Annotated in this window: 27 protein-coding genes; 9 read left to right on the forward strand and 18 right to left on the reverse strand. The window is 73.2% G+C overall.

Going from position 1 to position 25441, the window contains the following annotated elements; all coding sequences use genetic code 11:
• Positions 1-114: 114 nt before the first annotated feature.
• The 3 genes from C6W10_RS02235 to C6W10_RS02245 all read left to right on the forward strand — a co-directional run bounded on the left by C6W10_RS02235 (position 115) and on the right by C6W10_RS02245 (position 2585).
• The gene (locus C6W10_RS02235) at positions 115-636 is read left to right on the forward strand and encodes a 2Fe-2S iron-sulfur cluster-binding protein (protein WP_107256119.1); all 522 of its coding nucleotides are present in this window, start codon (positions 115-117) and stop codon (positions 634-636) included.
• Positions 633-1622 (forward strand): xanthine dehydrogenase family protein subunit M, encoded by a 990-nt coding sequence (locus tag C6W10_RS02240; RefSeq protein WP_107256120.1) that lies wholly within the window; start codon positions 633-635, stop codon positions 1620-1622. Before C6W10_RS02235 ends, C6W10_RS02240 begins: the two co-directional genes overlap by 4 nt.
• A 123-nt stretch (positions 1623-1745) precedes the next feature.
• Positions 1746-2585 (forward strand): aldo/keto reductase, encoded by an 840-nt coding sequence (locus C6W10_RS02245; protein ID WP_107256121.1) that lies wholly within the window; start codon positions 1746-1748, stop codon positions 2583-2585.
• Between the two features lie 38 nt (positions 2586-2623).
• Here the strand turns inward: C6W10_RS02245 and C6W10_RS02250 are convergent, their stop codons facing one another.
• From C6W10_RS02250 to C6W10_RS02260, 3 genes are all read right to left on the reverse strand, one after another.
• Positions 2624-3091 carry a hypothetical protein gene (locus tag C6W10_RS02250; protein ID WP_107256122.1) on the reverse strand — a complete coding sequence of 156 codons (468 nt, stop codon included), beginning with the start codon at positions 3089-3091 and terminating at the stop codon, positions 2624-2626.
• Positions 3092-3168: 77 nt separating this feature from the next.
• Positions 3169-3783, reverse strand: a complete 615-nt coding sequence (locus C6W10_RS02255) for an FMN reductase (protein ID WP_107256123.1) — start codon at positions 3781-3783, stop codon at positions 3169-3171.
• Positions 3780-4889, reverse strand: a complete 1110-nt coding sequence (locus C6W10_RS02260) for an LLM class flavin-dependent oxidoreductase (protein WP_107256124.1) — start codon at positions 4887-4889, stop codon at positions 3780-3782. The genes C6W10_RS02255 and C6W10_RS02260 overlap by 4 nt, the downstream gene beginning before the upstream one ends.
• 339 nt (positions 4890-5228) lie before the next feature.
• Here C6W10_RS02260 and C6W10_RS37835 point away from each other — a divergent pair, with 339 nt between their 5' ends.
• From C6W10_RS37835 to C6W10_RS02275, 4 genes are all read left to right on the forward strand, one after another.
• Entirely contained in the window at positions 5229-6452 is a 1224-nt protein-coding gene (locus C6W10_RS37835; protein WP_234361858.1) for a sensor histidine kinase, read from the forward strand.
• Positions 6449-7183 carry a response regulator transcription factor gene (locus tag C6W10_RS37840; RefSeq protein WP_199853838.1) on the forward strand — a complete coding sequence of 245 codons (735 nt, stop codon included), beginning with the start codon at positions 6449-6451 and terminating at the stop codon, positions 7181-7183. The genes C6W10_RS37835 and C6W10_RS37840 overlap by 4 nt, the downstream gene beginning before the upstream one ends.
• Before the next feature lie 170 nt (positions 7184-7353).
• On the forward strand, positions 7354-8238 hold the full coding sequence (locus C6W10_RS02270) for an ABC transporter ATP-binding protein (protein ID WP_107256125.1): 885 nt from the start codon (positions 7354-7356) through the stop codon (positions 8236-8238).
• A 59-nt stretch (positions 8239-8297) separates the two neighbouring features.
• Complete coding sequence (locus C6W10_RS02275; protein WP_369938624.1) at positions 8298-9380, forward strand: ABC transporter permease; 1083 nt, start codon at positions 8298-8300, stop codon at positions 9378-9380.
• Between the two features lie 16 nt (positions 9381-9396).
• Here C6W10_RS02275 and C6W10_RS02280 read toward each other — a convergent pair whose 3' ends face one another.
• From C6W10_RS02280 to C6W10_RS02300, 5 genes are all read right to left on the reverse strand, one after another.
• On the reverse strand, positions 9397-10488 hold the full coding sequence (locus C6W10_RS02280; protein WP_107256126.1) for a CapA family protein: 1092 nt from the start codon (positions 10486-10488) through the stop codon (positions 9397-9399).
• A gap of 84 nt (positions 10489-10572) precedes the next feature.
• Entirely contained in the window at positions 10573-11184 is a 612-nt protein-coding gene (locus tag C6W10_RS02285) for a bifunctional 4-hydroxy-2-oxoglutarate aldolase/2-dehydro-3-deoxy-phosphogluconate aldolase (protein ID WP_234361578.1), read from the reverse strand.
• An 11-nt stretch (positions 11185-11195) separates the two neighbouring features.
• Entirely contained in the window at positions 11196-11948 is a 753-nt protein-coding gene (locus C6W10_RS02290; RefSeq protein WP_107256128.1) for an IclR family transcriptional regulator, read from the reverse strand.
• Positions 11949-11967: 19 nt separating this feature from the next.
• The gene (locus tag C6W10_RS02295; protein WP_107256129.1) at positions 11968-12987 is read right to left on the reverse strand and encodes a sugar kinase; all 1020 of its coding nucleotides are present in this window, start codon (positions 12985-12987) and stop codon (positions 11968-11970) included.
• A gap of 198 nt (positions 12988-13185) precedes the next feature.
• A complete protein-coding gene (locus C6W10_RS02300) occupies positions 13186-14247 on the reverse strand; it encodes a DUF2332 domain-containing protein (RefSeq protein WP_107256130.1) in 1062 nt (353 codons plus the stop codon).
• A 347-nt stretch (positions 14248-14594) separates the two neighbouring features.
• Here C6W10_RS02300 and C6W10_RS02305 point away from each other — a divergent pair, with 347 nt between their 5' ends.
• The gene (locus C6W10_RS02305; RefSeq protein ID WP_107263593.1) at positions 14595-15821 is read left to right on the forward strand and encodes a multidrug effflux MFS transporter; all 1227 of its coding nucleotides are present in this window, start codon (positions 14595-14597) and stop codon (positions 15819-15821) included.
• 88 nt (positions 15822-15909) lie between these two features.
• Here C6W10_RS02305 and C6W10_RS02310 read toward each other — a convergent pair whose 3' ends face one another.
• Positions 15910-16824: a pentapeptide repeat-containing protein gene (locus C6W10_RS02310; protein WP_234361860.1), complete on the reverse strand. Its 915-nt coding sequence runs from the start codon at positions 16822-16824 to the stop codon at positions 15910-15912.
• Positions 16825-16991: 167 nt separating this feature from the next.
• A complete protein-coding gene (locus C6W10_RS02315) occupies positions 16992-17807 on the reverse strand; it encodes an SRPBCC domain-containing protein (RefSeq protein ID WP_107256132.1) in 816 nt (271 codons plus the stop codon).
• A gap of 223 nt (positions 17808-18030) precedes the next feature.
• Here C6W10_RS02315 and C6W10_RS02320 point away from each other — a divergent pair, with 223 nt between their 5' ends.
• Entirely contained in the window at positions 18031-18255 is a 225-nt protein-coding gene (locus C6W10_RS02320; protein ID WP_107256133.1) for a DUF2188 domain-containing protein, read from the forward strand.
• A gap of 220 nt (positions 18256-18475) precedes the next feature.
• Here the strand turns inward: C6W10_RS02320 and ptsP are convergent, their stop codons facing one another.
• The 8 genes from ptsP to C6W10_RS02355 form a co-directional block, all read right to left on the reverse strand.
• Positions 18476-20140 (reverse strand): phosphoenolpyruvate--protein phosphotransferase, encoded by a 1665-nt coding sequence (gene ptsP / locus C6W10_RS02325; RefSeq protein ID WP_107256134.1) that lies wholly within the window; start codon positions 20138-20140, stop codon positions 18476-18478.
• Positions 20133-20417: an HPr family phosphocarrier protein gene (locus tag C6W10_RS02330; protein WP_107256135.1), complete on the reverse strand. Its 285-nt coding sequence runs from the start codon at positions 20415-20417 to the stop codon at positions 20133-20135. The genes ptsP and C6W10_RS02330 overlap by 8 nt, the downstream gene beginning before the upstream one ends.
• A gap of 13 nt (positions 20418-20430) precedes the next feature.
• The gene (locus tag C6W10_RS02335; protein WP_107256136.1) at positions 20431-21471 is read right to left on the reverse strand and encodes a zinc-dependent dehydrogenase; all 1041 of its coding nucleotides are present in this window, start codon (positions 21469-21471) and stop codon (positions 20431-20433) included.
• Positions 21468-21917, reverse strand: coding sequence for a PTS sugar transporter subunit IIA (locus C6W10_RS02340; protein WP_107263594.1), 450 nt, complete (start codon positions 21915-21917; stop codon positions 21468-21470). The genes C6W10_RS02335 and C6W10_RS02340 overlap by 4 nt, the downstream gene beginning before the upstream one ends.
• Before the next feature lies 1 nt (position 21918).
• A complete protein-coding gene (locus tag C6W10_RS37845; protein ID WP_199853257.1) occupies positions 21919-22227 on the reverse strand; it encodes a PTS lactose transporter subunit IIB in 309 nt (102 codons plus the stop codon).
• Positions 22228-22260: 33 nt separating this feature from the next.
• Entirely contained in the window at positions 22261-23436 is a 1176-nt protein-coding gene (mtlA, locus tag C6W10_RS02345) for a PTS mannitol transporter subunit IICB (RefSeq protein ID WP_199853839.1), read from the reverse strand.
• Between the two features lie 125 nt (positions 23437-23561).
• Positions 23562-24506 carry a 1-phosphofructokinase gene (gene pfkB, locus C6W10_RS02350; protein WP_107256137.1) on the reverse strand — a complete coding sequence of 315 codons (945 nt, stop codon included), beginning with the start codon at positions 24504-24506 and terminating at the stop codon, positions 23562-23564.
• On the reverse strand, positions 24503-25264 hold the full coding sequence (locus C6W10_RS02355) for a DeoR/GlpR family DNA-binding transcription regulator (RefSeq protein ID WP_107256138.1): 762 nt from the start codon (positions 25262-25264) through the stop codon (positions 24503-24505). The genes pfkB and C6W10_RS02355 overlap by 4 nt, the downstream gene beginning before the upstream one ends.
• Between the last annotated feature and the right edge of the window lie 177 nt (positions 25265-25441).

Here is a 25441-nt window from a genome sequence, read left to right on the forward strand (position 1 = left end):
GACCCGCACGACCCGTACCCGTCCGAGGGTTTTGCGCATTTGAACCCTTTACTGCCTTGCTGTAGCTACTTTTGGGGGTGTTCGTCCGCGACTCGACCACGGGAGGCCGGAAGGATGGATGCCGAGGTCAGCCTCCGGGTGGACGGGACCGCTCACCGGGTCACCGTCGACACCCGGACCACCCTGCTCGACGCCCTCCGGGAGCGGCTGGGCAACACCAGCCCGAAGAAGGGCTGCGACCACGGGCAGTGCGGCGCCTGCACGATCCTGCTGGACGGGCGGCGGGTCAACAGTTGCCTCGCCCTCGCGGTGGCACACGACGGGGCCGAGATCGTCACCGCCGCCGGCCTGGCACCCGACGGCGAACTGCACCCGATGCAGCAGTGCTTCATCCAGTACGACGCCTTCCAGTGCGGCTACTGCACGCCCGGGCAGATCGTCTCGGCGGTGGCGATGCTGCGCGAGGCGGAGGCGGGCTGGCCGAGCGCGGTGACCGCGGACCGTCTCCCGGCCGGCGACGGCGGCCCGACGGGTCTGGACGCCGACGAGATCCGGGAACGGATGAGCGGCAACCTCTGCCGCTGCGCCGCGTACGCGAACATGGTGCCGGCGATCCAGGAACTGGCCCGGCGATGAGGCCCTTCCGGTACACCCGGGCCGAGGACGTGACCGGTGCCGTCGCGCTGCTCGCCGAGGCACCCAACGGCGCGTTCCTCGGCGGCGGGACGAACCTGGTCGACCTGATGAAGCTGGAGGTGGCCACGCCGGACCTGCTGGTGGACGTACGCCGGCTGACCTCGGACCAGGTCGAGGAGTTGCCCGACGGCGGCATCCGGATCGGCGCCGCCACCCCGAACAGCGAGCTGGCGGCGCATCCCCTGGTCCGGAGCCGCTATCCGGTGCTCTCCCAGGCGCTGCTCTCCGGTGCCTCGGGCCAGCTACGCAACCTGGCGACGGCCGGCGGGAACCTGCTGCAACGCACCCGGTGCGTGTACTTCCAGGACGTCACCACCCCGTGCAACAAGCGGGAGCCCGGCACCGGCTGCTCGGCGATCGGCGGCTACAACCGGGAACTGGCCATCCTCGGCACCTCGCCGGAGTGCATCGCGACCCACCCGTCGGACTTCGCCGTCGCCCTGGTCGCGCTGGACGCCGTCGTGCACACCCAGGGTCCGGAGGGCGGGCGGCGCATCCCGATGACCGAACTGCACCGGCTGCCGGGTGACGAACCGCACCGGGACACCGTACTGGCGCACGGCGAGCTGATCACCGCGATCGAGGTGCCGCCACTCGCCTTCGCCACCCGGTCCCGCTATCGCAAGGTACGCGACCGGGCGGCGTATGCCTTCGCGCTGGTCTCGGTGGCGGCGGCGGTCGACGTCGTGGACGGGGTGGTGCGGGACGTCCGGATCGCGCTCGGCGGGGTGGCGCACAAGCCGTGGCGGGCCGGTCGGGCCGAGGAGTTGCTGCGCGGCGGCCCGGCCCGGGAGGACCGGTTCCGGGCGGCCGCCGAGGCGGAACTCGCCGACGCCCAGCCGCTGCCCGGCAACGCCTTCAAGGTGCCGCTGGCCCGCAACACGCTGACCCGTACCCTGCTCGACCTGGTCGACGGGTCCGGCTGAGCCCGACTCCACCGTGTCGCCACCTCGGCGGCCGGTACGGCCGCGCGGGTAAGTTGATCAGGAACGTCGCACCGCGCCGGCCCGCGCCGCCGGGCCGGACCCCGATCGCAGGAGATCAACCACATGAACGCAGAGTCGACCGTGCCGACCCGACCGCTGGCGAACGGTGCCCGGATACCGCAGCTCGGTTTCGGCACCTGGCCGCTGCGCGACGCCGAGGCGGAGCGGGCCGTCGCCGAGGCGATCGCGGCCGGTTACCGGCTGATCGACACCGCCTACAAGTACGGCAACGAGGTGGGCGTCGGCCGTGGCCTGCGCGCCTCGGGGGTGCCCCGGGAGGAACTCTTCGTCACCAGCAAGCTCAACGGTGAGTGGCACGGTCGGGAGAGGGTGCGGGAGGCGTTCCAGGACAGTGTCGGCAAGCTCGGCGTCGACTACCTCGACCTCTATCTGATCCACTGGCCGATGCCCTGGCAGGACCGGTACGTCGACGCCTTCCTGGGCCTGACCGACCTGCTCCGGGACGGTCGGGTACGGGCCATCGGGCTCTCCAACTTCAAGCCGGCGCACATCGACCGGATCCGCGCCGCGACGGACGTGACGCCGGACGTCAACCAGATCCAGTTGGATCCGACGCTGACCCGGGACGCCGCGCGGGCGTACCACCGGGAGCACGGCATCGCCACCCAGTCCTGGGGGCCGATCGGGCACGGCGGCGAACTCCTCACCCACCCGGTGGTGACCGGGATCGCCGACCGGTACGGCCGGACCCCCGCGCAGGTCGTGCTCCGGTGGCACCTCGACCTGGATCTGATCCCGATCCCGAAGACCGCCTCGCCGGACCGGATGAAGAGCAACATCGACGTCTTCGACTTCACCCTCGCCCCGGAGGACGTCGCCGCGCTCTCCGCGCTGGACCGGGGCGAGCAGGCCGCCACCGACTCCGACACCACCGGACACTGACCCGTTCGCCGCTCCGGCCGGGCGCCGTCGCGTTGCGGTCAGGGGAGTTCCATCGTCTCCGCGACGGCGATCTCGGCCAGGGCGGCAGCCAGGTGGTCGCCGACCGCTCCGCCGGTGACGGCGAGCAGGTCGGCGACGAGCAGCGGGGCGTGCCGGGCCACCGCCGCCGGATCGGCCGGCGGTGCCTCGTCCGTCATCTGGTGTACGCCGAGCGCACCGGTCAGCAGCAGCGCCAACACCCCGACGTCCAGCCCCGGCAGCCAGCCGGCGTTGCTTCGGGCACACCGCACGAGTACGGCCTGGACGTCCTCGCCGGCCAGTCCGTCCGGATGCGCCTGCTCCAGCAGCAGCCGCAGCACGGCGCCGAGGACCAGCCCGACCTGTTCGGCGGGGAGCAGGGCCAGGTCGCCGCCCGCCTCGCCGAGGGCGTCCGGGTCCCGCGCCCGGACCGCCTCGACGGCACGGATGGTCGCCTGTGTGATGGCCCGGGGCACCGGTGGGGTCATCGGCTCATTCAACCGGACGTACCCGGACCGGCCCGGCCCCGGGCACCCCTGGCCCGGGTCGGCGGGGCCGGGCGGACTCAGTCGCCGGTCAGCAGTTCGTCGAAGGTGGTGGTGAGCCGGAACGGGTCGACGGCCTCGGCCGGTTCGCGGCCGGCGACCTGCTCGGCGAGTTCCCGGGCGGCCCGGTCGATCCGGCGGCGCAGCGTGCCCTGCGCGTTGCCGCCGGCCCAGTCCTCCGGCGCGGCGAAGACCGAGGTCGGCACCACCACCGCGCGCAGGTAACTGAACATCGGCCGGAGGGCGTGTTCGAGCGCGAGCGAGTGCCGGGCGGTGCCGCCGGTCGCGCCGATCAGCACCGGCCGGTCGACCAGGGCGTCGTCCTCCAGCACGTCGAAGAACGCCTTGAACAGGCCGCTGTACGAGGCGTTGAAGATCGGCGTGACCACGATCAGCCCGTCCGCACCGGAGACGGTGTCCAGGGCCAGCTTGAGCGCCGTGGACGGAAAGCCGGCGAGCAGGTGGTTGACCACGTCGTGTCCGTGGTCGCGCAGCTCGACGACCTCGGTCCGGACCGGCACACCCCGGCGGTCGAGATCGGCGGCGGTGGCCGCGCCGAGCTGGTCGGCGAGGAGCCGGGTGGAGGAGGGCACCCGCAGCCCGGCCGAGACGACCGCGATGGTCCGGGCCGTCATCGGGTGGCTCCCGCCTCGGCCGCCTCGCCCGCCGCCGCCCGCTCGGCCTTCATCGAGGCGTGCGTGGGCGCCTCGGGTACGTGCGCGGGGCGGAGCGCGGCGAACTCCCGCCGCAGCACCGGTACGACCTCCTCGCCGAGGATGTCCAACTGCTCCAGTACGGTCTTCAGCGGCAGTCCGGCGTGGTCGACCAGGAAGAGCTGCCGCTGGTAGTCGCCGACGTAGTCGCGGAAGGTCAGGGTGCGGTCGATCACCTGCTGCGGGCTGCCGACGGTCAGCGGGGTCTCCCGGGTGAAGTCCTCCAGGGACGGGCCGTGCCCGTAGACCGGGGCGTTGTCGAAGTACGGCCGGAACTCGCGTACGGCGTCCTGCGAGTTGGGCCGCATGAACACCTGGCCGCCGAGGCCGACGATGGCCCGGTCGGCGTCGCCGTGACCGTAGTACTCGAACCGCTGCCGGTAGAGGCCCACCATCCGCTGGGTGTGCTCCTTGGGCCAGAAGATGTGGTTGGCGAAGAACCCGTCGCCGTAGTACGCGGCCTGCTCGGCGATCTCCGGGCTGCGGATCGAGCCGTGCCAGACGAACGGCGGGATGCCGTCCAACGGCCGCGGGGTCGAGGTGAACGACTGCAACGGCGTGCGGAACTTGCCCGCCCAGTCGACGACGTCCTCCCGCCACAGCCGGCGCAGCAGGTCGTAGTTGTTGATCGCCAGCGGGATGCCGTTGCGGATGTCCTGCCCGAACCACGGGTACACCGGTCCGGTGTTGCCCCGGCCCATCATCAGGTCGACCCGGCCGTCGGCCAGGTGCTGGAGCATCGCGTAGTCCTCGGCGATCTTCACCGGGTCGTTGGTGGTGATCAGGGTGGTCGCGGTGGAGAGCAGCAGCCGGCTGGTCCGGGCCGCGATGAAGCCGAGCATGGTGGTGGGGGACGACGGCACGAACGGCGGGTTGTGGTGCTCACCGGTGGCGAAGACGTCGAGGCCGACCTCCTCCGCCTTCAACGCGATGGTGACAATGGCCTTGATCCGCTCCGCCTCGGACGGCTCCCGTCCGTTCGTCGGGTCGGTGGTCACGTCGCCCACGCTGAAGATCCCGAACTGCATCGCCAGCTCCTCACTCGGTCCCGGGAGCCAACGCCCGGGCTGCCCCGCACAACATACTTGCCGTGTCAACTATTCCGCCGGGCCGGGCGGAGGCGGGGCAGCACCAGATCCGGTACCCGGCGGATCGGGGCGTACACGCAGGGTGATCTCGGCCATCCGGGCAGGTCGAAGATGCGCCGGACCGGGCGGATACGCTATTCATGTCGGGTGGAGGCTGGCAGCGCACGACGAGACGACACGGCACCGACCGGCGGGCCGGGGAACGCCCCGGCGGGCCCGTGGGTCCGCCCCGGGCCGACCCGGCAGCAGCGCCGACGCGACCTCTACCTGGGCCTGTCGATGGCGGCGCTCGGCGTGCTCAGCGTGGTGCTGTCGAACAGCATGGGCAGCTTCCCGCTCGGCACCCCGCCCTCCTGGCCGGAGCAGCTCGCCTGGGCCGTCGCCGGCGGCCTGCCGCTGATCTGGCGACGCAGTCATCCCGAGATCAGCACCAGCGTGCTCGCCGCGATCTTCACCGCCGCCCAGGTCCGACACGTTCCGGAGGTATGGGTCGCGTCCACGACGCTCTTCATCGCCCTCTACACCCTCGGCGCCTGGGGGCGGGACCGCCGACTCTCGGCCCGGATCAGGATCGGCGTCATAGTCGCGATGTTCGCCTGGCTGGTGATCGCGGCGGGGTTGAGCATCGCGTCGGTGGAGGCGAAATTCCCGGGCGCGGCCGGCCCGATCTCGCCGCTCGTCGCCGTCGCGCTCACCAGCGTGCTGTTCAACCTCGCCTTCTTCCTGCTGGCCTACGTGCTCGGCAACCGCACCTGGACCTCCGCGCTGCGCCAGCACGAGCTGGAGGTGCAGGCCGAGGAGCTGCGCCGGTCCCGGGCCGAGAACGCCGAGCGGGCGGTCAACCAGGAACGGGTCCGCATCGCCCGCGAGCTGCACGACGTCGTCGCCCACCACGTCTCGGTGATGGGGGTGCAGGCCAGCGCGAGCCGGCGGGTCATGGACAAGGACCCGGCGAAGGCCAAGACCGCGCTCGCCGCCGTGGAGCAGAGCGCGCGTACCGCCGTCGACGAGTTGCGCCGGATGCTCGGGGTACTGCGCAACGCGGGCGCCGCCGACGAATCGCTCGGCTACGGGCTGGAGCAGGTCGACAGCCTGCTCCAGGGGGCCCGGGACGCCGGGCTCGCCGTCGAGTACAAGATCTACGGCACGCCGGTGCCGGTGCCGGAGTCGGTCTCCCTGGCCGGGTACCGGGTGGTCCAGGAGGCGATGACGAACACCATCAAGCACGCCCGGGCCAGCGCGGTCGACGTACGGGTCCGGTACCTGCGCCGGGAGGTCGAGGTGGAGGTGACCGACGACGGCCGCAGCGGGCTGGCCGCCGCGCCGCCCCGATCCGGCGGCAGCGCCGGGCTGGGCCTGATCGGCATGCGCGAACGGGTCGCCGCGCACGACGGCAGCCTGGAGGCGGGCGCCCGGCCCGACGGCGGTTTCCGGGTACGGGCCCGCTTCCCGATCGCCCAGCCCGGCGCCGCCGACGCCTCCCCCGCCAGGGCGACGGCATGACCGAGCCGAACCAGGAGACCCCGATCCGAGTCCTCCTCGCCGACGACCAGCATCTGGTCCGGGCCGGCCTGCGGATCATCCTGGAGACGGAGGAGGACTTCGAGGTGGTCGGCGAGGCGGCGGACGGCCGCCGGGCGGTCGAACTCGCCCTCGCCCAGCGCCCCGACGTCGTACTGCTGGACGTGGAGATGCCGCACCTGGACGGGTTGGCGGCGACCCGGCAGATCGTGGCGGCCACCGGGGCGGAGGGGCCGGCGGTGCTGATCCTGACCACCTTCGACCGGGACGACTACCTCTTCGCCGCACTCCAGGCCGGGGCCAGCGGATTCCTGCTGAAGAACGGCTCACCCGAGGACCTGGTCGAGGCGGTCCGGATCCTCGCCCGGGGCGACGCGCTGCTCGCCCCGCAGATCACCCGACGGGTGATCGCCACCTTCGCCACCCCGGCCGGGGCGGCGGCCCGGACGCCCGGCCAGCCCGGCGTGGGCGGCCCCGCCGACCTCGACCGGCGCCGGCTGGCCGAGCTGACCGAACGGGAGCGGGAGGTACTGGTGCAGCTCGCCGGGGGCGCCTCCAACGCCGAGATCGCCGAGCGGCTGCTGCTCGGCGAGGCGACCGTGAAGACGCACGTCTCCCGGGTACTGATGAAGCTCGGGCTGCGCGACCGTACCCAGGCGGTGGTCTTCGCGTACGAGCACGGGGTGGTGACCCCGGGCGGTGCCGGCGGCTGACCGGCCCGGCCGCCGGGCGCGTCGCCCGGTCATACCCGCGGCGCCCGGCGGCGGAAGTGGATCATCCCTGCGGTTCCGTCGCACGGCGGACGTCAGCCGGGGCCGGCCGGATTAACCTCGTCTCCGCTGGCGCAGGGTGCGCCGGCGGAAGACCTGGCGAAGGAGGCCGGATGCTGCGCGTGGCGTCCGTCGATCGGTCGTTCGGCGGCCGGAGAGTGCTCGACGACATCTCGTTCGAGGTGGCCCCGGGGCGGATGACCGGCTTCGTCGGCGCCAACGGCGCCGGCAAGACCACCTCGATGCGGATCATCCTCGGCCTGCTCTCCGCCGACTCGGGGACGGTGACCTGGAACGGCGAGCCGGTCAGCCGGGCCGTGCGGCAGCGCTTCGGCTACATGCCCGAGGAGCGCGGCCTGTACCCGAAGATGAAGGTCCGGGAGCAGCTCGTCTACCTCGGCCGGCTCTACGGGCTGACCGCGCCGGCCGCCCGGCGCAGCGTCGACGAGCTGCTCGACCGGATCGGTCTGGCCGAGCGGGCCGACGACCCGCTGGAGAAGCTCTCCCTCGGCAACCAGCAGCGGGCCCAGATCGCGGCGGCGCTGGTGCACGACCCGGAGGTGCTGATCCTGGACGAGCCCTTCTCCGGGCTCGACCCGATCGCCGTCGAGGTGATCGCCGGGGTGCTGCGGGAGCGGGCCGCCCGAGGGGTGCCGGTGCTCTTCTCCAGCCACCAGCTCGACGTGGTGGAGCGGCTCTGCGACGACCTGGTGATCATCGCCGCCGGGGCGGTACGCGCCGCCGGCAGCCGTGCCGAACTCCGCTCCCGGTACGCGTCCCCGCGCTACCAACTCGTCTCCGACACCGACGCCGGCTGGATCCGGGACCTGCCCGGAGTCTCCATCGTGGACCTCGACGGCGCACGGGTCGTGATCGAACTCGCCGACCCCGCCGACGACCAGACGGTGCTGCGGGCGGCCCTCGCCCGGGGCCCGGTACGCGCCTTCGGCCCCATCGTCCCCTCGCTCGCCGAGATCTTCCGGGAGGTAACCCAGTGACCGCGATCGCACCGTCCCCGACCCGGTCGCAGTCCGACCCGGCCGCCGCCCGCACCACGCTGTGGGGCGCGACGAAGCTGGTCGCCAGGCGGGAGATCGCGGTCAAGATCCGCGATCGGACGTTCCTGATCAGCACCCTCCTCTTCCTGCTGATCGCGGCGGCCAGCACGGTGCTGCCGGCGCTCTTCGCCAACAGCAGCTCGACGGTGGCGGTGGTCGGCTCCACCGAGGCCGGCGCGATGCTGGACCGGGCCGGCATGGAGGTGGTCTCCGCCACCGACGTCGCGGCGGCCGAGCAGATGGTCCGGGACGGCGACGCCGACGCGGCCGTGGTGCCGGGCGACGGGGCCGGCGGCCTCCGGGTGCTGGCGATGGACCGTACCCCGGACTCGGTGGTCCGGGCGCTGAGCAGCGCTCCCCCGGTGCAGTTGCTCGACCCGGACGCGGTCGACCCGGTGCTGGCCTTCCTGGTGCCGATGTCCTTCTCGATGGTCTTCTTCTTCGTCTCCATCAGCTTCGGGGTGCAGATCGCGCAGAGCGTCACCGAGGAGAAGCAGACCCGGATCGTGGAGATCCTGGTCGCGGCGGTGCCGGTCCGGGCCCTGCTCGCCGGCAAGGTACTCGGCAACGGCGCGCTCGCGTTCGGCCAGGTGGCGCTGATCGCGCTGGTCGCGGTGGTCTCCATGCAGGCCGTCGGCGGCGACGCCGGGCTGTTGGGTCAGCTCGGTCCGGCGATCGCCTGGTTCATTCCGTTCTTCGTGGTCGGCTTCGTGCTGCTGGCCTCGCTCTGGGCGGTCACCGGCGCGCTGGTCAGCCGGCAGGAGGACATCAGCGGGGCGTCCGGCCCGGCACAGTTGGTGATCATGGTGCCGTTCTTCCTGGTGATCTTCCTCAACAGCAACCCGACGGCGATGGCGGTGCTCTCCTACGTGCCGCTCTCCGCCCCGACCGCGATGCCGCTGCGGCTCTTCTTCGGCGACGCCGCCCCCTGGGAGCCGATCCTGGCGCTGCTGCTCCTGCTCGGCGCCGCCGCGCTCTGCATCGCGCTCGCCGCCCGGCTCTACGAGGGCTCGCTGCTGCGTACCAACGGCAAGACCTCGCTGCGGGCCGCGTGGCAGGAGCGGGAGACCCGGGTCTCCTGAGGAGCCCGGCCGGGGCTCAGGATCGTGTCGCGGCGAGGCCGGAACAGCGCCTCGCCGCGCCGATCCGCTCCTCGATCCGCTCCCGGGCGGCGCCGGAGACGATCACCGGCTGACCGGTCCGGGAGACCGTGGCGGGCAGGAACTCGTTGCGCACCACCGTACGGCCCCGGACGGTCAGCCGGAGCACCCCGGAGTCGGTGCTCTTCGAGTCGCCGTACCAGAGGAAGTTGCCGAGCCCGTAGTGCACGTACGTCCGGCCGAGCCAGCCGTCGGCGAGCAGCGTGTGCGCGTGCGTACCGAGCACGATGTCGGCCCCGGCCCGGGCCATCCGGCCGGCGAAGCTCTTCATCTCGCCGCTCGGGCACCGGTTCCCCTCGATCCCCCAGTGCATGAAGACGACCACCAGGTCGGCCCGTTCCCGCGCGGCCCGTACCGCGGCGGTGGCCCGCGCGGTGTCGAACGCCATCGCCACCCCGGGCCGGTTCGCGGTCGGCTTCCACTGCCCGGCCAGCTCGTGCACCTGCGACATGCCGAGTACGGCGATCCGCACCCCGCGTACCGTGGTCAGCCAGGGCGCGTACGCCGCGTCGGCGTCCCGCCCCGCGCCGAAGACCGGGAAGTCCGCCTCCGCCGCCGCGTCGAGGGTGTCCGCCAGCCCCACCTGCCCGTAGTCCAGCACGTGGTTGTTGGCGATCGAGGCGGCGTCCACCCCGGCGGCCCGCAGCGCCGGATAGGCGCTCTCCGGCGCCCGGAAGTGGAACCGCTTCGGCTGCGGGGTGCCCCGACCGGTCACCGCCGTCTCCAGATTCAGCACGGTCAGGTCGGCGTCCCGCAGCGTCGACGCGATCCGGCCGAACGCGGTCTCCGGCTCGTCGAGCAGCCGCAGCGTGCGCCCGGTGAAGTGGACGTCACCGGCGAACGCCAGCCGCAGTTCGACCGGCGCCGCCGGAGTCGCCGCCGGGCTGGTCGGCGCCGGAGCCGGCGGGCTCACCGACGCCCCGGGTGGGCTCGGCTCGGCCTCCGGCTCCGCCGAGCATCCGAAGAGCATCGCCCCGGCCGTGACCCCGGCCAGCACCGCCCGGCACGCCCGCACCGCCCCGCCGCTCATCCGGCGAGGGTACGCGGCGGCACGCCGGGAAACCGTCCGCCGGAGGCGTCGCCACCGGAAAACGTTGCGCGCGGCTGCTTCTGGTTACCGGCGGACGAGCCGGCCGAGCAGGTCGAGTTGGCGGGAGTCCTGCAACGCGGAACCGACCGCCACCACCCGGGCACCGGCCGCGAGGAAGTCGGCGGCGTTGTCGGCGTCCACCCCGCCGGTGGCGACGAACTTGACCGCCGGGAAGGGGCCGCGCTGGGCCCGGAGCCAGCCGGTGCCGAGTTCGCTGGCCGGAAACGCCTTGAGCCAGGTGTGCCCGGCACGGAGCGCCTGGCCGATCTCCGACGAGGTGGCGACCCCGGGCAGGTGGGCGAGGCCGAGTCGGAAGCACTCGGCGGCCACCTCCGGGTCGTACCCGGGTGCCACGGTGAAGACCGCGCCGGCCTCGTACACCGTCCGGACCTGTTCCGGGGTGATCACCGTGCCGGCGCCGACCGACCGGTCCCGGTCCCGGCCGGCCGCGATGGCGGCGTGCAGCGAGGGCAGCGCGTCCGGGCTCTGCACCGGTACCTCGACCACGTCGATGCCGGCGTCCCAGGCCCGCTGGCAGAGTTCGACCGTCCGGTCCGGGTCGAACCCGCGCAGGATCGCCATCACCGGCTGGTCGGCGAAGAGGGTGTCGAAGAAGGTCGTGGAAGGGTTCGGCACGGTGGCTCCGTTCATGATCGGTGTTCTCCGGTCCAGCCGAGGTCCCGGGAGATCGCGGCGCAGGTGGCGGTCAGCTCCGGCAGGTGTTCGCGGAGCCGCTCCAACGGGGCCAGGGCGCGCAGCGCGGTGAGCGACACTGCGCCGACGACCCGCCCCCGGGCGTCCCGGACCGGTACGGCGACGCAGTTGACGAAGTCCTCGAACTCGCCGTCGTCCTCGGCCCAGCCGCGCTCGGCGATCCGGGCCAGCTCCGCCCGGAACCGCGCCGGGTCGGTGATCGAGGTGTCGGTGTGCCGGGGGTACGTCAGCCGGGCCAGGAGGCGTTCCCGGGCCGGCTCGTCGAGGTGGGCCAGGATCGCCTTGCCGACCCCGGAGGTGTGCGGGTCGACCGGCTGGCCGATTCGGGACCGCATCCGCAGCGCCCCGCGACCGTCCACCTTGGCCACGTAGACGATCTCGTCGTCGACGAGTTGGGCGAGGTGCACGGTGTGGCCGTACCGGTCGCCGAGCCGGACCAGGTGCGGGTGGGCGACCGGGTGCAGGTCGAGCTGCTCCACCGCGTGCTGCGCGATCGCCACCATCCGGAAGCCGATCGTGTAGCGGCCGTCGACCGGGCGGGCGAACCCGCCCCGTTCGAGGGTCTGCACCAGCCGCAGCGCGGTCGACCGGTGCACCCCGAGGTCGTCGGCGATCTCGCCGAGCGCGCGGGGCCGCTCGGCGAAGAGTTCGATGATGCGCAGGGCTCGCTCGACGGTCTGGGACATTGCTCGGACTCCCCCCGCCTCAGGCCGCCCGGCCGGCGGGCCGGTGCCAGTCGTCCAGGGTGATACCGAGCGCGGCGCAGATCGTCGCCACCGCCGGCAGTTCGGCGAAGTCGGAGACGGAGCCGAGCGCGGCACCGGCGACCAGGTGCCCGAGCCGCAGCCGGGCGGCGGGGTCGAGGCCGCGCAGCGCGCCGGAGAGCCAACCGGCGGCGAACGCGTCGCCGGCACCGACCGGCTCGACCACCTCGACCGGCCGGGCCGGCTCGACGGTGACCCCGTCGGCGGTGAAGGCGAGCGCCTCCACCGAGCCGTTCTTCACCACCAGGGTGCCGGGCCGGTCGACCAGGGCGCGGACGTCCTCCGGTTCCTTGACGTCCCAGAGCCGCGCCGCCTCGTCCAGCCCGACGAAGACCACGTCGGCGGCCTGGGCCAGCCGGAGCAGCTCGGTGGCGGCGGTGCCCCGGTCGGGCCAGAGCTGCGGCCGGTGGTTGACGTCGAAGGAGACCAGCCGCCGTCCCGCCGGCCGGCTGCTCATCAACCGTTGGACCAGCGCCCGGCAGCTCTCCGAGAGGGCCGGGGTCACGCCGCTCAGGTGCAGTACGGTCGCCGGCACCGCGTCGACCCGGGCCGCGTACCCCGGATCCATGCCGGCGGCGGCGGAACCGCTCCGGTAGTAGTAGACCTTCGTACCGTCCGGGCCGGGGTCCTTGAGGTAGACGGCGGTCGGCCGGGTCGGGTCGACCTCGACCAGCGAGGTCTCCACCCCGGCCGCCCGGACCTGCCCGACGACCAGCTCGCCGAGCGGGTCCGCACCGACCCGGCTGGCCCAGCCCGCCCGGTGGCCCAGTGCGGCGAGGAACATCGCGACGTTGGACTCGGCGCCGCCGGCCCGGAGCACGAAGGTCGACTCGGCGTCCAGCCGCCCGCCGGGGGTCGGGGTCACCATCGCCATCGTCTCGCCGACGCAGACCGCGTCGAGCGGCGGCGTCCGCGTCGGCGGCGTCGTCGAGTCGGTGTCGACCGTCGGGACCGGGGGCATCGGACTCCCATCTGGTGCACATGTTGCACCAACAGCTCACTATCTGCACCGCCTGCCGAGGGATTCACCCTAGATCAGCGATTGCCCCGCCGCGACGGCCCGCGCCCGGCGGAGGGCCGGCGAGTGAGCAGGAACACCACCGCCCGCACCCCCGCTGGCGTCCCGCCGGTCACCTCCACCGCCGGCCGGCGCGCGGGTTCAGCCGGCCGGGTCCAGGGGACCCAGCCAGCGCAGGTGACCGTCGACCCGGAGCAGCGGTACGACCACGCCGTCCGGACCGTGCATCGCGAGTTCGCCGCGAGGGTCGGCGACCTGCCCGCCGTGCGGCGCCGACGGCGGCTCCTGCCAGACGTGATAGAGCGGACCGCCGTCCCCGATCGAGTCGATCGCCCGGTCGAAGGCCGCCCGCCGAGGCACCGGCACGTGCATCCGGGTCGCCGCGTGGAACACCACCCTCGGCTCACCGGGCGGCAGGCCACGGCCCAGTTCCGGGCAGACCCGCACCGCGTCACCGGCGACGACGGCGGGCGGGTCGGCCGCCACCGCGTCGAGGGCGGCGTCGAGCAGCGTCGCCGCGTCCCGGTTCTCCGGCCAGACCAGCGCCCGCAGCCAGCGCCGCGCCCGCTCGTCGGTGACGTCCACCGGATTCAGGTCCACCCCGGTCCGGCTGGCGATCGGCGGTACGTCGTCCAGGTCCGGCAACGGCCCTCGGCCCAGCCACCGGCTGTCCAGGGTGACGGCGGCGTCGGCGGGCCCGAACACCTGCTCGCCGAGGAGATAGCGGTAGCGGTCCACCTGGAGGTGGATGCCGGCGCTCGACCCCACCTCGACCAGGTGCACCGGCCCGGGGCAGTGTCGCCCGACCACCCAGAGCGCGTACCGCAGCGCGATCGCCCGACGTACGACGTTGGTCTGCACCAGGCGGGTACGAACCAGTTCGCCGAGTTCGGCCCGGTACCGGCGGCAGAAGTCGAGCAGTACCGGCCCGGCATCCGCCGGCTCGGCGGCCGACGAGCCGACCAGCGACGGGTAGAAGTCGCGCAGCGGGTGCCGTACCCCGGCCAGCAGCAGGTAGTGTGCCGCCCCGAAGAACAGGTACGACGCCTGCTGCCCCGGCCGCCGCCCGGTCAGCAGTTCGAGGGTCGGTCGGTCCCCCGCGACCACCGGGCAGAGCGCCCGGTAGAGCGGGGAGGTGGTGAAGGTCGCCGGCCCGGCGGCGAAGTGTTCGGAGAGTTCCTCGATCTCCCGCACCGTCGCCATGTCCCTCGTTCCTGTCTCCGACGATCCGGTCCCGGTCGGGAGCTACCCGGCCGGTCCGGAGAACCACTGCGGCGACGTTCGGGCCCGGTCGTACCGGTTCCGTGCCGGGGATGGCGATTCGGTCGGCTCCGGGCGTCGTACCAGTATCCGGTGCGTGGCGGCCGGACGGCTGTGAACTGAAGCACCTCTTGATCGACCGGGAATGTGCCGGAGCGCCAGCGGTTGGAGGCAGGTGTGATCTTCGCTGTTCCTGTTCAGACCCACGACCACCAGCCGGGAAGGGCCTCATGACCGCCACCGCCGCGCACGTCGAGGCGTCCGCGCCGCCCGCCACGCCCGGCGACCTGATGACCGGCCGGGAACGGCTGCGGCTCGTCCTCGTACTCGGGGCGCTGATCGCGATCGGGCCGTTGACGATCGACATGTACCTGCCGGCGCTGCCGGCGATCACCACCGACTTCGGTACCGCCGAGGCGGCGGTCCAGTTGACCCTCACCGGCACCCTGGCCGGGCTGGCCCTCGGTCAACTGCTGATCGGCCCGTTGTCGGACGCGGTGGGCCGGCGGGTACCGCTGCTCGCCGGCCTGGTGTTGCACGTGGTCGCCTCGGCGCTCTGCGTCGTCGCCCCGAACATCGGCGCGCTGGGCGTGCTGCGGGTGTTGCAGGGGCTCGGCACCGCCGCCGCATCGGTGGTGGCGATGGCCGTGGTACGCGACCTGTTCAGCGGAACGGCGTTCGCCAGGATCTTCTCCCGGCTGATGCTGGTGATGGGTGCCGCCCCGGTGCTGGCGCCCACGCTGGGCAGCGCGGTGCTGGGCTGGACGGACTGGCGCGGGGTGTTCGTCGCGCTCGGCGTCTTCGGAATCGTCCTGGTCGTCCTCGCCGCGTTCAAGCTGCCCGAGACGCTTCCGGTGCACCGGCGGCGCAGTGGCGGCGTACGCGGCACCGCCCGGGTCTACCGCTCGCTGCTGCGGGACCGTACGTTCGTCGGGCTCGTCGCGGTCGCCGGGCTGGCGATGGCGGCGCTGTTCGCGTACGTCTCCGGCTCCTCCTTCGTCTTCCAGGAGCAGTACGGTCTCGACGAGCAGCAGTTCGGGATCGTCTTCGGTGCCGGCGCGGTGGGCCTGATCGGGGCCTCCCAGCTCAACGTCCGGCTGCTGCGCCGGTACGCCCCGCAGCGGATCCTGGTCACCGCGCTGGCCGTCGGCACGCTGGCCGGGTTCGCGCTGCTCGGCTTCGCCGCGACCGGGCTCGGTGGGCTGCCCGCCGTACTGGTGTCGCTCTGGGTGGTGCTCGCCGCTTCCGGTCTGGCCATGCCGAACGCTCCGGCGCTGGCGTTGAGCCGGCACGGCGAGGCGGCCGGTACGGCGGCGGCGCTGCTCGGGGCGGTGCAGTTCGGCATCGGCGCGCTGCTGGCGCCGCTGGTCGGCGTGCTCGGCAACGGCAGTGTCGGGATGGGGCTGGTGATCGCCGGCGGCATGGTCGCCGCGCTGGCCGTGCTGCTCCTGGTCGTCCGCCCGACCCAGCTCTCCCCCGTGCCCACCCCGGAGGTCACCCCCGCCACCGCCCACTGACCAAGCGCCCAGCCCACCAACCCCAACACACTTCGCCCCGTTGATCAGGTAGCGTTCGGCCGCCCCGCGCGAGCCGGACGCTACCTGATCACGAACGGCGGCGGGCGTGGGTGGGCCGGTGCCGTGGGGGGTGGGCGGGAGGAACGGGGCGACGGGTCCAGTGCGTGGGGTGGTGCAGGGCCGCCGGAAGGGCGGTCCGGGCGTCGCCGACCGCCGCGTCGACCTGGGCCTGGGTGAGGAAGATGCTGCCGGTCAGGTCGGCACCGCGCAGGTCGGCGCCGCGCAGGTCCGCCCCGGTGAGGTCGGCCAGGGTCAGGTCGACGCCGCGCAGGTCGGCGCCGATGAGGTACGCCCCGCGCAGGTTGGCGCCGACCAGGTCGGCACGGCGCAGGTCGGCCCCGATCAGCTCGGCCCCCCGCCGGTCGACTCCCGCCCGCCCAGTCCCCGCCCGACCAGCGCCCGCCCGACCAGCCCTCGCCCTCCGGTCGGCTCCTTGTCGGCCGGTCCGGGATCGGATCTGCTCGCTGGCCCGCAGCAGCAGCTCGTTGACGCTCCGGCGGTGGGCCGGGACGTCCAGGGCGGCGAGCGAGGAGGGATCGCCGTCGGCGAGCCCTTCGGTCACGGCACGGGCGGCGGCCAGCTCGGCGTGCAGCGGCTCGGCCGGCTCCAGCGCCAGGGCCTCGGCCAGATACCAGAGCAGTTCGTGGAGTTGCCGGACGACCGGGAAGACCTCGAACATCCCCGCCGCGACCTCCGGGTCGGTCCGCCAGTCCCGCCCCCGGTAGGTGATCTGGGCGACCTGCTGGCCGGCGCCGAAGCAGTCGAAGACGGTACATCCGGCGAAGCCGCGCTCGCGCAGGTCGCGGTGGATGCCGCAGCGGTGGTCGGACCGGAGGTTGGGGCAGGCCCGGCCGGCGGGCTTGTCGATGGCGAAGTCCGACGAGGCGGCGAAGGCCGGCACCACGCAGCACAGCCCGAAGCAGCGCTCGCAGTCGGCGCGCAGCTCGCGCCGCCGACCCGCCGGGTCGGAGCCGGTCGGGGGTGCGTCGGGCGGGGAGGTGCCGGACAAGATAGTCGATCTCCAGGAAGCGAGCCGGAGGGCAGGTCCGGCGCCGTCCGCGCCGGGCCCGCCGCATGGTTGAGCTGGCTAAAGGGTACCTACCGGGCGGGTCAGCCGGCCGTCGGCGCGGCCTCGGGCTCTCCCTGCGGCAGCGGCTCGCCCGTCTCCAGCAGTGTCTTGAGGCTGGAGAGCAGTTCCGACCAGCCCTCGCTGACGCTCTCCAGCAGCGCGCTGCCCGGCGCGAAACCCTGGTGTACGACGGTCAGCCGCACCGCACCGCCGCGAGGCTCGATCTCGAAGCTCACCCTGCTGCGCGGCTCTTCGGCCAGCTTGGCCACCTCCGCCGGATCCATCTCGTACGCCCGGGCGAACTCGGGGCTGAAGTCGTGCCAGGCGTACGAGAGCCGACGGTAGGGCTCGGCCTCCAGCACCACCTGCTCCGGGCCGACGATCCGTACGCCGTTGTGCACCCAGACCATCTCCGAGCCGGCCCGCCAGTCGGTCTCGAAGGTGACTCCCCAGTACCGGCTGGTGAAGGCGGGATCGGTAAGCGCCTGCCAGAGACGCTCCGGGGTGGTGTTGATGTAGCTCGTGTAGACGAATTCGCGCTCGCCCATGGGTTCCTGCTCCAATGCGCTCTTGAGGTCGGCGAGTGCGTGCACCCGCGCCCGGTCGTACTGGTTGATCCAGCGGTCCGCGATGGCGTTGATCGGCTCGGCGTTGAGGTAGTGCAACTTCTCCCGGCCGCGCCAGAGCGTGGTGACCAGGTTGGCCGCCTCCAGCACCGCGAGGTGCTTGCTGACGGACTGCCGGGTCATCGCCAGCCCCGCGCACAGCTCCCGCAGGCTCTGCCCGTTGCGGGTGTTCAAGCTGTCCAGCAGCCGTCGGCGACTGCCGTCGGCGAGCGCCCTGAACACCTCGTCCATCCCCGTCATCCCCCGAACATGCAACCAACTGGTTGCCTATGACAATAGGCAGCCAGGTGGCTGCATGTCAACCGGTCGGCGGAAGACTCCCAGCCGCGACGGGCCGGAGAAGGCACGGCGCGGACACGGCACGGCGCGGCACATCGACCAGAGGTGATGGTTTCCGATTCCGCCACCGGGGTAGCTATTTCTCCATAACCGACAGTCGACCAGGAGGGATCAGATGGCATCCCGGACGCAGTACCACGTCGTTCCCGAGGCCAGCGGCTGGAAGGTGGAGCATGGCTCCACAGTGGTCGGACGCTACGACACCAAGGAGAGCGCGCTCGGCGCCGGCCGTGACGCGGCCAAGGCGAACCAGCCGAGCCAGCTCGTCGTACACAAGCAGGACGGCCAGATCGAGACCGAGCACACCTACCGCGACGACCCCTTCCCGCCCGCCGGATAAGAGCAGCCGCCGGAGACGACGGCACAGCAGCCCCCGGCCGCGCCCGGCGGAGCAGCTACGGATCGGCCCACGCCAGCACACCGGCGTGGGCCGATCCGTGTCTCAGCCGATCCGCGTCCAAGCGGAGGCGGCTTGGCAGCCGAGGTGTCGGGGCGACCGAGGTGGCGGGGCAGCCGGCCGGCACGCTCAGACGACCGCCCTGCTCAGGCGATTGCCCTGGTCAGGCGACCGCCTTGCGGGCCCGCGCCGGGTCGTCGGCGTCCAGGGCCAGCCGGGCCAGCCGCAGGCAGTCGGCGTACGAACGCCCGGCGAGTGCCGCCCGCACCGGGGCCAGCGAGCGCCCGGACATCGACAGGCTGGTCATCCCGAGTCCGACCAGCACCGGGGCGAGCAGCGGATCGGCGGCCGCCTCGCCACAGACGCCGACCGGCTTGCCGGCGGCACGTCCGGCGGCGCCGACCTCGCCGATCAGGCGCAGCAGGGCCGGCTGCCACGGATCCAGCAGCTCGGCCAGCAGGCCGGACTGCCGGTCGGCGGCGAAGGTGTACTGGCTGAGGTCGTTGGTGCCGACGCTGAGGAAGTCGACGACCTCCAGCAGTTGACCGGCGCGCAGCGCCGCCGCCGGCACCTCGATCATCACTCCGGCCTTCGGCAGCCCGGCCGCGTGCACCGCGTCGGCGAACTCGGCCGCCTCGGCCCGGGTGGCGACCATCGGCGCCATCACCCAGACCTCCGCCCCGGTCTGCTCGGCCGCCCGGGCGATCGCCGCCAACTGGGTACGCAGCAGCTCCGGGCGCTGCCGGGCCAGCCGCAGGCCGCGTACCCCGAGTGCCGGGTTCGGCTCGTCGGCCTGGTGCAGGAACGGCAGCGGCTTGTCGGCGCCCGCGTCGAGGGTGCGGATCACCACCCGGCGCCCGGCCAGCCCGGCGAAGACCTCCCGGTACGCCTCGGCCTGCTCGGCCAGGGACGGTTCCCGGCTCCGGTCGAGGAAGAGCAGTTCGGTGCGGAACAGCCCGACCCCCTCGGCCTCCTCGGCCGCCGCCAGGTCCCGGGCCGAGCCGATGTTGGCCAGCAGGGCGACCGGATGCCCGTCCGAGGTCTGCCCCGGGCCGGAAACCGCCGCCACCGCCGTGCGGTGCTCCCGGTCCGCAGCGGTGGCGACCGCCACCTCCGCCGGGTCGACGTCGACCCGGACCAGGCCGGTCACGCCGTCGACCAGCACCGTGGTGCCCTCGACGAGGTCGCGGGCGCCGGGGCAGGCGACCACGGCGGGCAGCCCGAGCGCGCGGGCCAGGATCGCGGTGTGGCTGGTCGGGCCGCCGGACTCGGTGAGCAGCGCGACCACCTGCTCCGGGTCCAGGTCGACGGTATCGGCCGGGGCCAGGTCCCAGGCGGTGAGCACGTACCGGTGCCCCGGCGAGGGGACCCCGGGCATCGGTCGGCCGAGGCAGACCGCCACCGCCCGGTCGCGCAGGTCGTCGAGGTCGGCGACCCGTTCGGCCAGGTATCCGCCGGCCGCCTCGAACGCGGCGCGGTGGGTGGCGAAGGCCGCGTCGATGGCGTGCGGCCCGTCCGACCCGGCCAGCACCTTCTCGCGTACGGCGTCGAGCAGCACCGGGTCCTCGGCCATCATCGCCTGGGCCCGGAGTACGTCGACCAGGGTCTTCTCCCCCGACCGGTCGGCCCGGCGGTGCAGTTCGGCGACCACCTCGCGCAGTGCCGCCACCGCCCGGTCGGCCTCGGCCGCCGGGTCGGTCACCGGGGTCGGTGCGGGCAGCGCCGGCACCCCGGCGACCCGGAGCACCGGCCCACCGGCGACGCCCGGACTGACCCCGATGCCGTGCAGCGCACCCTGGAGGTCCAGCGGCCCGGCCGGCTCAGGCATCGGCCGGCTCCTCCGCGTCCAGGTCCCGGGCGAGCAGCTCGGCGAGACCGTCCAGGGCCGCCTCGGCGCCCTCGCCGTCGGCCTCCAGCACCACCTCGGTGCCCTGCTTGGCGCCGAGCGAGAGCACCGAGAGCATGCTGTTGGCGGGTACCGCCCGCTTCTCGCCGGTCCGGATGGTCACCGGGACCGGTGCGGCCCCGGCCGCCGCGACGAAGAGCGCCGCCGGGCGGGCGTGCAGGCCGCTGGCGGAGCCGACCGTCACCGTACGCGTAGCCATGATGGCCTCCCTCTCAGGGTTCGATCGTGACCTTGATGGCCTCGCCCCGGGCGACCACGCCGAAGGCGTCGATGGCCCGCTCCAACGGAAGCCGGTGGGTGATCAGGTCGGAGACGGGCACCGAACCGGTGGCGATCAGGCGCAGCGCCTCGGCGTTGTGCGCCGGGCTGGAGCCGTTGGCGCCGACGATGGTCAACTCGCGGTAGTGCACCAGGTTGGAGTCGAGCGAGATGATCGGGTTGTCCTTGGGCAGGCCGCCGAAGAAGCTGATCCGGCCCTGCCGGGCGGCCATCTGCACCGCCTGCTCCTGTGCCGCGCCCGAGGCCGCCGCCGTGATGATCACGTCGGCGCCGCGCCCGTCGGTCAGCTTCAGCACCTCGTCGACCGGGTCGACCTCCGAGCCGCAGATCGCCGCGTCCGGGTGCACCAGCGCCGCCGCCATCTCCAGCCGCTCCCGGTTCAGCTCCACCAGGAAGACCCGGGCGGCGCCCCGGGCCCGGGCCAGCCGGACGTGCAGGCAGCCGATCGGTCCGGAGCCGACCACCACCACGTCGTCGCCGGGGCCGACCCCGGCCAGTTCCTGCCCGTTGAGTACGCAGGCCAGCGGCTCGGCCACCGACGCCTCGGCGAAGCCGACCCCGTCCGGGATCCGGTTCAGCCCGTCCACCGCGAGCACCTTCGCCGGGACCACCAGATACTGCGCGAAGCCGCCCTCGTAGTGGTAGCCCATCGACTCCTGGTTGGGGCAGACGGTCATCCGGCCCCGCCGGCACTCCGGGCAGGTGCCGCACGGGATCGCCGCGATCACCTGTACCCGGTCGCCGGGGGCCCAGCCGGTGACCTCGGAGCCGGTCTGCACCACCTCACCGGCGATCTCGTGCCCCATCACCCGGGGCGGGTGGATGTGGTGGTGCCCGAACTTCGAGATCTTGACGTCGGTGCCGCAGGTGGAGCAGTTGCGTACCCGGATCTTGACGTCACCCGGCCCCGGGGTGGGCTCGGGGACGTCCTCGATGCGTACGTCACCGGGAGCGTGGAATCGAACGGCCTTCATCGGTTGCTGTCCTCCGGTGCCGGCGTGAGCAGCGCCAGCACGTCTTCGGGGTCGGTGGCCTCGCGCAGCGCGCGGGCCCGGTCGGTGTCGAGCAGGATCTCGGCGAGGCTGGCCAGCAGCTCGACGTGGCCGTCGCCTCGGGCGGCTATCGCCACGCAGACGGTGACCGGCTGGCCGCCCCAGTCGACGCCGTCGGGAAACCGGAGCACCGCGAGCGCGTCCCGGTGCACCAGGTCCTTGCCGGCGAGGGTGCCGTGCGGGATCGCCACCCCCTCGCCGACATAGGTGGAGACGGAGCGTTCCCGGTCGAGCATGGTCCGCACGTACTCCGGATGGACCGCGTCGATGTCGACCAGGGCCTCGCCGCAGCGCCGGATCGCGTCGTCGCGGTCGGCGGCCACCTCGGTCAGCCGGATCGCCCGCCGGTCGAGGAGGTCTCCGGTCAGCTCAGCCACTGACCTCACCACCGGACTCGATCGCCTTGACCACGGCGGTCACCGCCGGGTCGCCGAGGAAGACCTGGAACGGCACGACGACCTTGTCGGGCGCGGCGGCCCGGGCCCGGGCGGCCAACCCGTTGTGCGTGATCACCACGTCGGCGTCGCCCGGGATCGAGTTGACCGGGGTGTGCTCCACCGTGACCGAGTACTTCTTGAGCTGCTTGCGGAGCTGGCTGGCGAGCATGACGCTGCTGCCCATCCCGGCGTCGCAGGCGACCACGACCTTGTGGATGTCCTTGCCGTTGATGCTGCCCATGGCGGTACCCCTCTCGTTCGTCCGGTGGTCGGGTCAGCTCTGGGCGGTGGCGGAGCGGGCCACGGCCGGGCTGGTCTCGCGGTCCCGGGCCTCGTCGGCGGGTGGCGCCGTCGCCGGGTCGTCGGTCGCGCCGTCGGTGACCTCGTCGGTCTTCGGCTCGCCGTTGAGCCTGCCGAAGCCGAGCAGCGCCGAGGCGACCACGAAGGAGACCGCGGTGGCGATCAGCACGCCGAGCACCATGCCGAACCAGCCGCCCCGGGGGGTGACCGCCGCGTAGGCGAAGATACTGCCGGGCGAGGGGGTGGCGACCAGTCCGGCGCCGGTGACCATGAAGGTGCCGACCCCGGCGGCGCCACCGGCGATGGTGGCGAGGATCAGCCGCGGCTTCATCAGCACGTACGGGAAGTAGATCTCGTGGATGCCGCCGAGGAAGTGGATGATGCCGGCGGCCGGCACGCTCGGGCGCAGCGAGCGCGGCCCGAAGAGGAAGAAGGCGAGCAGCAGGCCGAGCCCCGGGCCGGGGTTCGACTCGATCATGAACAGGATCGACTTGCCGGTCTCCTGCGCCTGCGCCACCGCCAGCGGCGAGAGTACGCCGTGGTTGATCGCGTTGTTCAGGAAGAGCACCTTGGCCGGCTCCACGAGTACGGAGGCGACCGGCAGCAGGTTCTGCCCGATCAGCCAGTCCACTCCGCTGCCGGCCCAGTCGCTGAGCCGGCCCACCACCGGGGCGGCCCCCCAGACACCGAAGAGCGCCATGCCGCCGCCGATGATGCCGGCGGAGAAGTTGTCGACAAGCATCTCGAAGCCGGGCCGGATCCGGTCCTCGACCAGGCGGTCGAAGAGTTTGATCAGGTAGGCGGCGGCCGGTCCGATGATCATCGCGCCGAGGAACATCGGGATGTCCGCACCGACGATCATGCCGACCGTGGCGACCGCGCCGACCACCGCGCCGCGCTGGCCGTGCACGATCCGGCCGCCGGTGTAGCCGATCAGGATCGGCAGCAGGCTGAAGATCATCGGATCGACCAGCTTGGCCAGGTCCTCGTTGGGCAGCCAGCCGGTCGGGATGAAGAGCGCCGTGATCAGGCCCCAGGCGATGAACGCCCCGATGTTGGGCATGACCATTCCGGCCAGGTGACCGCCGATCCGCTGGACCCGGGCTTTGAAGCCGCTGCCCTGGACCTCCGGGGTGTACGACACGGCCATGAGGGGGACTCCTTCGCAGAGTTGGCCGGCGTTACCGAACGCGGCCGGGTTCGAATGTCACGCCGTCGGTTCCGGGGGTGGGCCGACGTCCGGGGTGTTCTCGTCGTGTTGCTGGCATGACCGGCTCACCCCTGCGGCAGCAGTGGCCGGACCAGGTCCGGTCGGGGGTGGAGTCGGACGGTGTTCCGGGCCAGGTCGCCGGGGCCGGGCATCCGGCTGCCGGGCAGGCTGACCGCGGCGGCGCCCCAGGCGAGCCCCTCGGCGAGGGCGTCCGGACCGGCTGCGCCGGCGGCCAGGAAGCCGGCCAGCAGCGCGTCGCCGGCCCCGACCGTGCTCTTCGGGCGCGCCACCGGCGACTCGCCGGTGAGCACGCCGTCGGCGTCGACCAGCACCGCGCCGTCGGCGCCGAGGCTGGCCAGCACCGCGCCGGCACCCCAGCCGCGCAGCCGCGCGGCGGCGTCGACCACGTCGCCGAGGGAGTGCAGCGGGGCGCCGACCGCCTCGGCCAGCTCCTCCCGGTTCGGCTTGACCAGCGCCGCGCCGGCCTCGGCGGCGGCCCGCAGCGCCGGCCCGCTGGTGTCGACGGCCAGCCGCACTCCGGCGTCGACCAGCCGGGCGCAGAGGTCGCCGAAGGCGGTCACCGGCAGCCCCGGCGGCATGCTGCCGCAGGCGACCACCCAGTCGGCCGCCCCGGACGCCGCGAGCACCGCGCTGGTGACCTCGGCGAACTCCGGCCCGGTCAGGACCGGGCCGGACTCGTTGATCTTGGTTACCGTGCCGTCCGGCTCGGCGAGGGTGATGTTCGACCGGGTACGGCCGGCGATCGGCACCACCAGCAGCTCGACGCCCTCGCCCTCCAGCAGCCGGACGAGCTGGGCCCCCTCCTCGCCGCCGACCGGCAGTACCGCCCGGGACGGTACGCCGTTGGCCAGCAGTGCCCGGGAGACGTTCACGCCCTTGCCACCCGGGTCGAGGTGTGCGGAGGCGGCCCGGATCACCTCGCCCCGGACCAGCAGGTCGATCTCCATCGCCCGGTCCAGGCTGGGGTTGAGCGTGACGGTGAGGATCATGCCCGTACCACCCGTACGCCGGCCGCCTCGACGTCGTCGGCAAGCTCCTCGTCCACCCCGTTGTCGGTGATCAGCAGGTCGAGGTCGGCCAGGGTGCCGAACCGGGCCAGGTAGTCGTTGCCGATCTTGGTGTGGTCGGCCAGCAGTACGACCCGGCGGGCGGCACCGATCATCGCCCGCTTCACCGCAGCCTCGGCCGGATCGGGGGTGGTCATCCCGCGCTCGACCGAGCAGCCGTTGGTGCCCATGAAGGCGACGTCGACGTAGAGTTCGGCGAGCGGGCGCAGCGCCCAGTCGTCCACTGTGGCCAGTGTCTTGCCGCGCAGTCGGCCGCCGAGCAGCAGCACCGTCAGGTTGGGCTTCAGCCCGAGCGCGGAGGCGAGCACCGGCGAGTTGACCACCACGGTCAGCTCGCGGTCCGAGGGCAGGAGCTGGGCCAGCCGGGCGGTGGTGGTGCCGGCGTCGAGGATGACCGCGCCCTCGTCGGGCAGTTCGGCGAGCGCCGCCTTGGCGATCCGCTCCTTCTCGGTGATGAGTACGGCGTCCCGGGCGGCGAGGGCGGGCTCGAAGCCGATCCGCTCGACCGGGATCGCCCCGCCGTGCACCCGACGGAGCACGCCGGCCCGCTCCAGCACGGTCAGGTCCCGCCGGATCGTCTCCGCGGTCACGTTCATGCCCTCGGCCAGCGCCATCACGTCGACCCGACCCGCCTCGCGGGCCAGACGCAGGATCTCCTGCTGACGTTCCTCGGCGTACATCTGTTGGATCTCCCGCCCGATCGTTTTTGCTTCCCTTCTGTTTACGCCCGTTCCTGTGGGTCGTCAACATGCTCTCGTAACAGTTTGGTCATCTGGGCGACGCAGCAAGGCTCGATCCAGGACAATCCACCCAGCTAGCCTGGACGCTTCTCGGACTCGGCCGACCGAGCGTCGCTC

It is taken from the genome of Plantactinospora sp. BB1 (genome assembly GCF_003030385.1).
Classification (GTDB): Bacteria; Actinomycetota; Actinomycetes; order Mycobacteriales; family Micromonosporaceae; genus Plantactinospora.

Excerpts from the sequence above, each read along its gene's own strand:
- C6W10_RS02235 (WP_107256119.1), top strand. The coding sequence starts at position 115 with ATGGATGCCGAGGTCAGCCTCCGGGTGGACGGGACCGCTCACCGGGTC.
- C6W10_RS02240 (WP_107256120.1), top strand. The coding sequence starts at position 633 with ATGAGGCCCTTCCGGTACACCCGGGCCGAGGACGTGACCGGTGCCGTC.
- C6W10_RS02245 (WP_107256121.1), top strand. The coding sequence starts at position 1,746 with ATGAACGCAGAGTCGACCGTGCCGACCCGACCGCTGGCGAACGGTGCC.
- C6W10_RS02250 (WP_107256122.1), bottom strand. The coding sequence starts at position 3,091 with ATGACCCCACCGGTGCCCCGGGCCATCACACAGGCGACCATCCGTGCC.
- C6W10_RS02255 (WP_107256123.1), bottom strand. The coding sequence starts at position 3,783 with ATGACGGCCCGGACCATCGCGGTCGTCTCGGCCGGGCTGCGGGTGCCC.
- C6W10_RS02260 (WP_107256124.1), bottom strand. The coding sequence starts at position 4,889 with ATGCAGTTCGGGATCTTCAGCGTGGGCGACGTGACCACCGACCCGACG.
- C6W10_RS37835 (WP_234361858.1), top strand. The coding sequence starts at position 5,229 with ATGGCGGCGCTCGGCGTGCTCAGCGTGGTGCTGTCGAACAGCATGGGC.
- C6W10_RS37840 (WP_199853838.1), top strand. The coding sequence starts at position 6,449 with ATGACCGAGCCGAACCAGGAGACCCCGATCCGAGTCCTCCTCGCCGAC.
- C6W10_RS02270 (WP_107256125.1), top strand. The coding sequence starts at position 7,354 with ATGCTGCGCGTGGCGTCCGTCGATCGGTCGTTCGGCGGCCGGAGAGTG.
- C6W10_RS02280 (WP_107256126.1), bottom strand. The coding sequence starts at position 10,488 with ATGAGCGGCGGGGCGGTGCGGGCGTGCCGGGCGGTGCTGGCCGGGGTC.
- C6W10_RS02290 (WP_107256128.1), bottom strand. The coding sequence starts at position 11,948 with ATGTCCCAGACCGTCGAGCGAGCCCTGCGCATCATCGAACTCTTCGCC.
- C6W10_RS02295 (WP_107256129.1), bottom strand. The coding sequence starts at position 12,987 with ATGCCCCCGGTCCCGACGGTCGACACCGACTCGACGACGCCGCCGACG.
- C6W10_RS02300 (WP_107256130.1), bottom strand. The coding sequence starts at position 14,247 with ATGGCGACGGTGCGGGAGATCGAGGAACTCTCCGAACACTTCGCCGCC.
- C6W10_RS02305 (WP_107263593.1), top strand. The coding sequence starts at position 14,595 with ATGACCGGCCGGGAACGGCTGCGGCTCGTCCTCGTACTCGGGGCGCTG.
- C6W10_RS02315 (WP_107256132.1), bottom strand. The coding sequence starts at position 17,807 with ATGGACGAGGTGTTCAGGGCGCTCGCCGACGGCAGTCGCCGACGGCTG.
- C6W10_RS02320 (WP_107256133.1), top strand. The coding sequence starts at position 18,031 with ATGGCATCCCGGACGCAGTACCACGTCGTTCCCGAGGCCAGCGGCTGG.
- ptsP (WP_107256134.1), bottom strand. The coding sequence starts at position 20,140 with ATGCCTGAGCCGGCCGGGCCGCTGGACCTCCAGGGTGCGCTGCACGGC.
- C6W10_RS02330 (WP_107256135.1), bottom strand. The coding sequence starts at position 20,417 with ATGGCTACGCGTACGGTGACGGTCGGCTCCGCCAGCGGCCTGCACGCC.
- C6W10_RS02335 (WP_107256136.1), bottom strand. The coding sequence starts at position 21,471 with ATGAAGGCCGTTCGATTCCACGCTCCCGGTGACGTACGCATCGAGGAC.
- C6W10_RS37845 (WP_199853257.1), bottom strand. The coding sequence starts at position 22,227 with ATGGGCAGCATCAACGGCAAGGACATCCACAAGGTCGTGGTCGCCTGC.
- mtlA (WP_199853839.1), bottom strand. The coding sequence starts at position 23,436 with ATGGCCGTGTCGTACACCCCGGAGGTCCAGGGCAGCGGCTTCAAAGCC.
- pfkB (WP_107256137.1), bottom strand. The coding sequence starts at position 24,506 with ATGATCCTCACCGTCACGCTCAACCCCAGCCTGGACCGGGCGATGGAG.
- C6W10_RS02355 (WP_107256138.1), bottom strand. The coding sequence starts at position 25,264 with ATGTACGCCGAGGAACGTCAGCAGGAGATCCTGCGTCTGGCCCGCGAG.